Source organism: Methylobacterium sp. Leaf113, assembly GCF_001423325.1.
Lineage (GTDB): Bacteria > Pseudomonadota > Alphaproteobacteria > Rhizobiales > Beijerinckiaceae > Methylobacterium.
This window is the reverse complement of record NZ_LMNJ01000038.1, coordinates 1-8,875: the sequence shown is the minus strand read 5'-3', so window position 1 is coordinate 8,875 and position 8,875 is coordinate 1. Positions and strand designations below refer to the sequence as shown.

The following is an 8,875-nucleotide window of genomic DNA, read 5'->3' as shown; positions in this document are numbered from 1 at the left end:
CAGAACAGGTCCGCCATCGCCGCCTCCGTGCTGCAAACGGCGGCTCTGAATCACAAAACCAGAATTCTCGCAACGTCTTGGTTCGGTTCACACCCTAACACTCGTTGCACACATTTGCAATATATGAGAAACAACCGGTACGAGCAATCCTGCTCGGCCAAGTCTCGCCGCTTCCGCGGTGGCGCCCCAGCGGGTGCATCGGAAAGTGGGCGCGATCGTGCGGACGGACTCACGGCCCCTCAGACACCTGACGCAGCGGACAGGATTGATGCTCGGAATGGCGCAGCGCGGCGCGGCCGCTGGCCTCAGAGGCGTCTTCGGACCTGGAAGCGGCCACTGAGTCGGAATCGGGGTCGGAATCGGGCTTTCCGGCCTCGCGCAGGCCCAGACCGCTTCCCAAATCACGCCACCGTCCTTCGCGCCGCCGGCGCTCCAGGCGGGCGGCGGCGGCCTGTCGATCCCCGAAGGAGCCGGGCCGCAGGCCCCGCCCGGCGCGGACCGGCTGTCGGTGCGGGTGCGCTCCGTCCGGATCGAAGGCGATGTCGAGTCGCTCCCGGCAAAGGCGGCCGCCATCACCGCGCGCCTGTCGGGGCGCACCGTTCCGGCAACCGCCCTGTTCGAGGCGGCGCGGGATCTAGAACAAGCCTATGCGGCCGCCGGCTATGCCCTGATCCGGGTCGTCCTCCCGGCCCAGCGCCTCGTCAACGGGTCGGACCTGCGCCTGCTAGTCGTGGATGGATTCATCGAACGGGTCGACGCCTCAGCCCTGCCGCCGGAGATCCGCGAGCGGGTTGCCGCCATGCTCGCGCCCCTTGTGGGCGAGCGCGGCCTGAGCCTGCGCCGGCTGGAGCGTCGCATCCTGTTGGCTGGCGACACGCCCGGCGCGGTGCTGCGCTCGACTCTGGCCCCCGGGACGGCGCCGGGCGCCCGCCTCCTTGTCGTCGAGGCGCGCTATAAGCCAGTCACCGGATCGGTCTCGGCCGACAACACGCTGGGACGCGCGCTCGGGCGCGCAGCGACAGGCTTCGGGCTCGACCTCAACGGACCCACCGGCCATGGCGAACTGCTCTATCTGCGTGCTGCGGGTGCTCCCGATCCGAGCGGAGCGCAGGGATTCTTCGCCCAGGAGCCGCGTAACCGCGCGCTCGCCGTCGGCATGATCCTGCCCCTCGGGAGCGACGGGCTGACCCTGAGACGACCGACGCACGCGCCACGCCGAAGGCGGCGCCGGGCGCGCTCGGCGTCACCTCCGATTTCAGACGGTATTCATTGCTAGCCCGCTATCCACTGATCCGGAGCCGCAGCATCACCCTGAGCGGCGAGGTGGCGTTCGACGCGCAGGAGGAGAGGCTGTCGGCAATCGCCCCGGTGGCCGCGCCGCTCTCCCTCGATCGGCTCCGCATCGCCCGCATGGGCGGTGACGTCCTGTGGTTCACGCCGTGGGAGGGGATCGTCAGCGGGCGGCTGATGGGCGCCTTCGGGATCGACGGGCTCGGCGCCCGCCGCCCGCCTCCGGCCGGTTCGGAGCGCGAGCCGCTCTCGCGCCAGGGTGCCCGGCCCGAGTTCCAGAAGCTGGAGGCGACGCTGGCCTACACCCAGCCGCTGGCCGAGCACCTGACTCTCGACCTGCGCGCCCGCGCCCAGACCGCGTTCAACCAGGCGCTGCCCCGCTCCGAGCAGATCGGGCTCGCCACCCTCTCGGGCCTGTCGGCCTTCGATGCCGGCCTGTTCCAGGGCGACGACGGCTACGTCGTGCGCGGCGAGGTCCAGGTCTCCTTCCTGGTACCGGTCAGCCTGCCCTTCGGCCTACCGTCGGTTCCGGCCTAGCTCGGCTCGGGCCTGCCGGAGGCCGAGCTAGGCCGGGGCGGTGCTGATCAGCCCCTACGGCTTTGGCGCCTTCGGCACAGTGCGCCAGCAACGCCCCACCGCCCTGGAACGGGCCATCGTGCGGGCCAGTGTCTACGGCGTCGGCCTGCGCCTGGGCGCAGCGCCGCAGGCCAGCTTCAGCAATCTCAGCGTGACCGTCGAGTACGGCCGCGCGGAGCGATCCGACTACCGGCTCACCGACGATCGCGTCACCGTCACCACGTCCCTTCAGTTCTGAGAGTCTGTCCGGGATCATTTTGCAGCCTGGCAGAGCTTTCGGATCATGAGGCGGAGGGAGGCGCAGTGGAGGAAGGCCAGGGCCTTTCGGCTGTGGCATTCCAAGTCCTTGGCAAGGCGGCGGCAGCGGTTCAGCCAAGCGAAGGTTCGCTCGACGATCCAGCGTTTGGGTAGGACGGTGAAGCCCTTCGCCGTGACGGCACTGGCCTGATCGGATCGCTTGACGATCTCGACATCGACCTGTCGGCAAGCGCGGCGGAGGCCTGCCTGGAAGCGGGGGCCCTGATAGCCGCCGTCAGCGTAGAGCTTGAGCAGGAACGGATAGAGCCCGAACAGGGTCGCCATCACCCAGACCCCTCCGTCACGATCCTGTATGCCGGCCGAATGCACCAGGGCGGGCATCAGCAGACACTGGGTGTCGACGAGGATGTGGCGCTTCTTCCCTTTGATCTTCTTACCCGCGTCGAAGCCGGGCGGACCGATCGACACCCCCCTTTTTCCGCGCCCTTGACGCTCTGGCTGTCGATGATCGCCGCAGTCGGGCTCGCCTCGCGTCCCGCCTGCTCCTGGCACTGCACGAACAGCGCGTGATGGATGCGCATCAACGTGCCCTCGTAGTCCCACAGGTCGAAGTAGCCGTAGACTGTGCTGCGGGCCGGCATGTCCGTGGGCAGGGTCCGCCACTGACAACCCGTGCTCAGCACGTACATCAAGGCGTCCACCACGGCCCGCATCTCGATCGTGCGCTTGTTCCCGCCCCGTTTGGCCGACGGGATCAACGGCGCAATCAGCCCCAATTCCGCGTCCGTCAGGTCGCTCGCGTAGCGCAAGGCGCTCCGGTCATAACGAGCACGGTTCTCGGTCGTCCACATCAGCAAGGGCCCTTTCAAGCCCTCGCTTGAATCACAACCTACTCAAATCACACAATTTGTTGCCGAACAGACACTCAGTGTTGGAGCCCCTCATCGACGGGACCACGGCACGGACGCGGCGCAGACGCGGCACGATCCGAACGCCGCATCTGCCCAGCATCTCAGCCCACAAACGGCGCCCCTCGCTCCCTGCGCAACCCGATCACGATTCGAACGTGTGACCTTTGCCTTCGGAGCGCTCGCAGACACCCCTTTGAGCCTTATGGCCTCCCCACCCCCGTTGCGCGGAGCCCCCGCATGGGCTACCAGAGCGACACGGTCAGCACCCGTAGCTCAGCTGGATAGAGCGTTGCCCTCCGAAGGTGGAGGACCCGGCTCTCCAACGTGCTAAGTGCCTCCAGCTTCTTCAATAACTTAGCGTTCTGGCGTCCACACCTACGATGTTGGAAAGCTCGTCGCGGCGCAAATGGGCCACATCGGGGCTTGGAAGTTGCCCTCGATGAACGTCTCGGCGCCGGCGCTCGGACGGCTCGCGGCATACGAGCTCAAACGGAGCTACTCACTGTCTGCTCGGCAGCGCCTGGACTCTGATTTCGTTTGCACTCGATGATGATAACTTCAAATCGAGCCTGATGTAACTCCAGCCTCAACCGCTGGAGCTCTCTGATTTGAGCTTGACGCCTCCGCAGCAATCCGATCCTGCCAAAGAGACGAAGTCCTAGAAGACTTAACCTATCCGCTGGGGAGTGCCTTCTGTGCTCCCGATCTCCCGGCTTGGACCCTTGGCGAGCGGGTTCCTCTCAGAAATTTAAGGTAGGCAAAGCCCTTACGCTCTCATGCTCTCGTAGATCGAGGCCGTGCTCTGTGATCTCTTCGTCTGTTTGCACTCGTAGTGTCTCTGCTTGCGCTTCTCCACCTGCGGCTTCGGCGACGACAAGTGCAGCATCTTGATCATCCCTCGCGACAACGATCGCACCATGAGTTGTAGCTCGCGCACACCAAGCACGTCTAGGATCACCTGCACCGCCCCCGAGACGAAGGAGAGGACCATTCTCCTTCGGGAGTTCGAGGACGCGCCGGCCGAGGTCACGTCGAACGGCCCCAAAATTCCGCCGATCAGCGCGCGGACCTGAGCCGAGGAGCTCGCCTACTCCTTGGCCAACAAACGGCCCTACACGATCGTGGAGCTGATCTAGTCGCCCTTTGCGAAGGTCAGCACCATCACGCCGACGCCGATCAGGCCCCAGGCCAACCACACGGCCGGACCTTCCTCCTTGTCGCCGCGTCCCAGGACGAAGGCGCCAACGACGACCCCGGCGACCACAAGACCAACTCCCACGACCATCTCCTACTGCTACGCTTCGGCTGCATAGCGGGAGATCGCGAGAGACGCATCAGCGTCCTGATCCGAAACGACATCGGATCAGCTTGACAGTTCCATGGGCGCCATCGACAACCAAAAAGGAGGGCGGACACACATGCGCTTCGGGGTTCGCAGGCTAAGCATCCGCGGTCGTATCTCGGCGCGCACCTCGTGGAAGCGCCATGTTCGTCACTCGATGGGCTTCAAAGCTCCGCGCGGGATGGGTCTGTTCACCAACCCGAAGAAGGCGATCTACAACCGCGCCTACAATCGGACGACGGTCTCGGTTGACGATCTCCTGAAGCCGGCGCGCGCGAGCAGCGGCGCCAGCTACAGCGGAAGCAATGCGGCAGGCGAAGCCTTCGCCATAGGGATTGTTACCGTCGGGATCGCACTCGCCTTCCTGATGTGGCTCGGCCTCAGCTTCAAGTGGGCCATGATCCTCATTGTGGGCGGCGGGATTCACGCAGTCGCTGGCCCGGCAGGCGTGGTGCTCACCCTCATCATCATCGGTGTCATCGCCAGCTACCTGAGCTGATCGCCCTGATCGAAACGACGCAGGATTCGCAATCGTCAATCAGTGGTGACTTGCGTATCTGTGCCTTAGATGCACACCTCGGCGAAGAAGAAGGCGCCGTTATCGTCGCTTTCGATGGGCGTGACGTGATCGGGGTGCACGCCCGAGCTGCTTTGGGCACTCAGGCGACGGCACTTGGACGGCGTGCATCGAACAAGCGGAAATCGGGTGGCGCAATTACAACGTCGAAGTCCTAGAGAGGCTGCGCTTCCTCGTAGGGGGTGCGTTGTGCGCCCACGAACACCCTGATCCGATCCTTGGCGGACGTGGGCTACTTCGCGCATGCACCCATTCACCCATTCTGGAGTGCGCCAGAATCGTCTCAGGAGCCCCCAAGCGGGATCCCCGCGGTGTCTTGATGCTTGGGTGGGTGCCTCCTGACTCTCGAGCCTCTCTAGGGGAGCTTGAGAGCAAAATTTCATAGGGCTCGCTAATTCGCATTAAGGCCCATCTCCCGGCTTTGGAGTTTGAGCTTCCAGAGACTCTCCATTCTGAGGATCTCCTCGTCCATGACGTCGGACCCGGCGACTTGGAGGATGCAGACCTGATAGTCGGAAGGGTCGCGCGCTCTGAGCCGCACGTTGCCGCCATGCCCGGTGCGCACATACTCTTGCCAGCGGCTCAGGAAGCCACCGGAGCCCGTTGCCGAGCCGACGTAGATCTCGCGGGTTCTCGGACATGTCAGAAGGTAGACGCCCTTCGTAGCCGCGAGAGCGACTTTCCAGCTCTCTGGTAGGAGGTCGATCTCGGATAGCGCTCGTAGGAAGGCGAGGTGCCCGGGGAACTCCGGCTCCTTGAACTCGGATCGCAGTTCGAGAACTACCTTGTCCTGCCGGTCGGCCCGCTGCGCCCATGACCTCGTTCCAAGCCCCCAAGCGATCACGACCTTGCCGCCAAGATCCGAAAGTCGCTCGTCGCGCACGACCTCGTAGAGGTCGCAGGCACCCGCCTTCATGATCTCGTCAGTGTGCGGCTCGGGGGTATCGACAGCGAGGAGACCCAGACACCTGACCCTGTAGAGGCCAACGAACAAGGTCTCGCGCGCAGGCGTCCCAACGAACGAGGCCCACAAGGGACGGGAGCTAAGGACCGTGCGGTTCCGCTCGCTCTGGTGCGCCTGGTAGGCGTCAAATGCGGACAGGTCGGTGCGCCACAATGCGTAAGGAGTGCGCCCCTTCGTGGCCCTGCTGTCCTGATGCCGAAGAAGCCGCACGTCACCCGGAGTGATCCCAGCTTGGGTCAGGAGCGTGTTGAACAAGAGGGGCATCGAGGAGCGGGCCTATGAGGTGCGCAGCGGGCTATGACAGTGAGGCAAGCTCGTGCTGAGGGTAACGCCCTTCGCTCGGACATCTCGTCCCCTGCGTGTCCGCCGGGACTCAATCCGAACAATCGCAGATGTCCGTTTTTGTCTAGCAGTTGTCCTGCAAACGTCCGGTGTTTGTCCGCGAAAAACGTGATTTTCGCGTAGGGCGGACAAGTTGGTGCTACTGCCTCGGAAATCCCACGCTCTCGCATTCGCCCATTCGTTCAGATCGAATTCGCGAAACGCCAATTTTCGCGGCCGCAGAGAGGTTTGCTCGCGACGCACTTGTTTTTGCCCTTGGAGGAAGCGGGATCGAGTATCGACAGGTTCACCATCCTGGAGGACGCGAAGGCCCCGTATGAGTATCAGAGATCAGGTCGCACACCTCATCGCCTTCCAAGAGCTGGAGCACCTCACCGGCCAGAGATTCTCCGAGGTGGAGCTCGAGAGGATGGAGGAGGCCGCACGGGCCCAAGGGCACACTCTGGAGGAAGCCCTCGACAGGTTCCTTCACGCCTTGCGCAACATCAGCCAGGACGATCTCACGAAGATCGCCAAGCGCCAGGAGCCGCCTCATTGAGGATGTAGGATCGCATACTGACGTGGAGCGAGTGCGAAAACACTGATGATTGCTCCTTTCCACGCATCCATCTTCCATGTCAGATCCTGACGATCCCCACTGGATACTGAGCGGTCGCTATCAAAAATATCTAATATCAGGAAAGCGCGGATCGCTAGCGACTTAAGGAGAAGACATGCGCCTTCGGCTTTCCCGAAATTTGATTAAACCGAACAGAAGCGTGCTAAATCTCTGGCTAAGATCAAACCAGCAGGCCTAACACCAATCCCGCATAGATCATATGGCCATAGCTCTAAGAGCTGTATGCAGGCAGTAACACACAGGGCTCTTCAGCGAATTCCTGAGCGATCCAGAAATATGCGAGGCCAGGATAAGCGCGGGCCCACCATGAACGGGGGCGAAGGCTTTCAGAACTCCGCGCAAACCAACACTTACCAATCCGATTGTGGAAGGGGCAACTGGAGAGCAGATAAACAAGGGCCTGGCGCGCATTGCGAATACGAGGAATTTCCTTGCATTCAATAAGCCACTTGCACGTCTCGCAAATGATGTGAGAGGCTAGCCGGAGCTTAGTTAAGTTGTTTTCGTAGAGAGGCAAATCAACCTGATTCCGCTCAAAACACTCCTCGATATGGATAGGCGTATTCTGCAAAATACGCGTAAGCGCAGCATTCCAACTCATGGTCCGGGGATTCTTGTAGTCAATCAAATAATCTGGACACTCAAGACTTTCAAAATCTTCCACAAGCACTAATTCAGCTGTTTCGCCGGCGTCAAAACCTTCTTCGGTCTCTGCGCCACGGAAATGGCTGCACACGGCCTTAAAAAATAGGCTGTCGTTGTCGCTGTTATTCAGGTAATTAATCCTTGAATTGCCCGTAAATACGAATGGCAGCGCCATCGTGTAAATATTAGTATCGGCTGAGAGCGTGAGAATTTCAGGGCTCGCAGCTGGCACTTCGAAGCAGTTGTTGTTCTGAGTCTTAGAAACGAATTCGGACAAAGCTCCGCCGTTAGCAAAAATGCTCATTATTATTTTCCATTGGTTTTATAGAAGCGGCATACGCCGCGGGATTGCTCGGACGCCACGATTGCCCCTTGCAATCCTGTTATAGCGATCGAGTCTCGGGTTTTTACATTTTGTCAGAACTTTTTTCACCCGCCCGATTTCGCATTCTTCGCGGCGGGAAAATTCTTGGTTCTTGAGGCACTTACGCTTAGCTGCAATTGTGCAACTTTGAAATAGTTTTTGTATCAAGCAATCAGTGAAGTAGAATGCCGCCAGGAGGAAGGCATCAGCGAAGAGTTTGGAGGCAATAAAGCATCATCGAAAAAGGGCTTTTCCTTGTAGGGACGTCCGTGGCGTCCTTCAGTGCAGCGCTCGCACATGGAGGACATCGATACGATGGCGACGATCCGAAAGCTTCGAGGACGTTGGCAAGCTGCTGTTCGCCGCAAAGGCATGCAGCCCAGATCCAAGAGCTTCGACAGCAAAAGTGACGCCGAGCGCTGGGCGCGCAGCCTCGAAGCGGAGCTCGACCGCAACGGTGCGCTGCCTGATATGCGTCCAGCCGAGAGCATGACGCTCGCGCAGCTTCTGACTCGCTATCGCGACGAGGTCTCGCCCTCGAAGCGCAGCGCTGTCACTGAGATCGCCCGCATCAACGCGATCCTGCGCAGGCCCATCTGCTTCCGGACCATGACAACGCTCTCGACCGCAGACCTCGCTGCCTACCGCGACGAGCGCCTCAAGACCGTGGCGCCGGCGACCATCATTCGCGAGCTTAACACGATCTCGCACGCCATCGACACGGCCCGGCGCGAGTGGAGCATTCACGTCGCGCAGAACCCGTGCAAGCTCGTCCGCCGCCCCTCGCCACCGAAGGGTCGCACCCGTCGCCTTGAGGGCAATGAGGAGCAGCTCCTGCTTGCAGCCGCGGATAAGGGCCGCGTGCCCTACCTTCAACCGCTTATTGAGCTAGAGCGTTTTCCACGATCCCTGAGTCGTTGCGGCGAGGTGAGCGTTGATCCCTGAAGGTTCGTCAGGGAGATCGCCATGGCCCGTGCCTACAGTCAC

The 8,875-nt window shown here is 61.8% G+C and carries 10 protein-coding genes; 6 read left to right on the top strand and 4 right to left on the bottom strand.

Annotation, left to right across the window (positions count from 1 at the left end; genetic code table 11):
- Positions 1-508 precede the first annotated feature (508 nt).
- The 3 genes from ASF60_RS25830 to ASF60_RS25820 are packed head-to-tail and all read left to right on the top strand — an operon-like array spanning position 509 to position 2,104.
- Positions 509-1,276, top strand: coding sequence for a POTRA domain-containing protein (locus tag ASF60_RS25830; protein WP_056188282.1), 768 nt, complete (start codon positions 509-511; stop codon positions 1,274-1,276).
- Positions 1,270-1,827: a ShlB/FhaC/HecB family hemolysin secretion/activation protein gene (locus ASF60_RS25825; RefSeq protein ID WP_056188280.1), complete on the top strand. Its 558-nt coding sequence runs from the start codon at positions 1,270-1,272 to the stop codon at positions 1,825-1,827. The genes ASF60_RS25830 and ASF60_RS25825 overlap by 7 nt, the downstream gene beginning before the upstream one ends.
- 40 nt (positions 1,828-1,867) lie before the next feature.
- Positions 1,868-2,104 carry a hypothetical protein gene (locus ASF60_RS25820; RefSeq protein WP_056188277.1) on the top strand — a complete coding sequence of 79 codons (237 nt, stop codon included), beginning with the start codon at positions 1,868-1,870 and terminating at the stop codon, positions 2,102-2,104.
- Positions 2,105-2,118: 14 nt separating this feature from the next.
- Here the strand turns inward: ASF60_RS25820 and ASF60_RS24000 are convergent.
- Both ASF60_RS24000 and ASF60_RS24735 read right to left on the bottom strand, forming a co-directional pair.
- Positions 2,119-2,975 (bottom strand): IS5 family transposase gene (locus ASF60_RS24000; RefSeq protein WP_443136779.1). Its coding sequence is split into 2 segments (ribosomal slippage): positions 2,119-2,603 and positions 2,603-2,975, totalling 858 coding nucleotides; the frame shifts between segments, so codons are not numbered across the junction.
- Between the two features lie 1,192 nt (positions 2,976-4,167).
- Positions 4,168-4,314, bottom strand: coding sequence for a hypothetical protein (locus tag ASF60_RS24735; protein ID WP_156634273.1), 147 nt, complete (start codon positions 4,312-4,314; stop codon positions 4,168-4,170).
- Between the two features lie 100 nt (positions 4,315-4,414).
- Here ASF60_RS24735 and ASF60_RS25215 point away from each other — a divergent pair, with 100 nt between their 5' ends.
- Positions 4,415-4,876, top strand: a complete 462-nt coding sequence (locus ASF60_RS25215) for a hypothetical protein (protein ID WP_200941003.1) — start codon at positions 4,415-4,417, stop codon at positions 4,874-4,876.
- Between the two features lie 469 nt (positions 4,877-5,345).
- Here the strand turns inward: ASF60_RS25215 and ASF60_RS18130 are convergent, their stop codons facing one another.
- On the bottom strand, positions 5,346-5,948 hold the full coding sequence (locus ASF60_RS18130; RefSeq protein WP_244478498.1) for a GIY-YIG nuclease family protein: 603 nt from the start codon (positions 5,946-5,948) through the stop codon (positions 5,346-5,348).
- A 628-nt stretch (positions 5,949-6,576) separates the two neighbouring features.
- On the opposite strand from ASF60_RS18130, the gene ASF60_RS18125 reads away from it, so the two are divergent.
- Positions 6,577-6,798: a hypothetical protein gene (locus ASF60_RS18125; RefSeq protein ID WP_056188261.1), complete on the top strand. Its 222-nt coding sequence runs from the start codon at positions 6,577-6,579 to the stop codon at positions 6,796-6,798.
- Between the two features lie 292 nt (positions 6,799-7,090).
- Here ASF60_RS18125 and ASF60_RS24730 read toward each other — a convergent pair whose 3' ends face one another.
- Entirely contained in the window at positions 7,091-7,828 is a 738-nt protein-coding gene (locus ASF60_RS24730; protein ID WP_156634271.1) for a hypothetical protein, read from the bottom strand.
- Positions 7,829-8,185: 357 nt separating this feature from the next.
- Here ASF60_RS24730 and ASF60_RS25815 point away from each other — a divergent pair, with 357 nt between their 5' ends.
- Positions 8,186-8,833 (top strand): hypothetical protein, encoded by a 648-nt coding sequence (locus ASF60_RS25815; RefSeq protein WP_244478497.1) that lies wholly within the window; start codon positions 8,186-8,188, stop codon positions 8,831-8,833.
- The last annotated feature ends 42 nt before the right edge of the window (positions 8,834-8,875 follow it).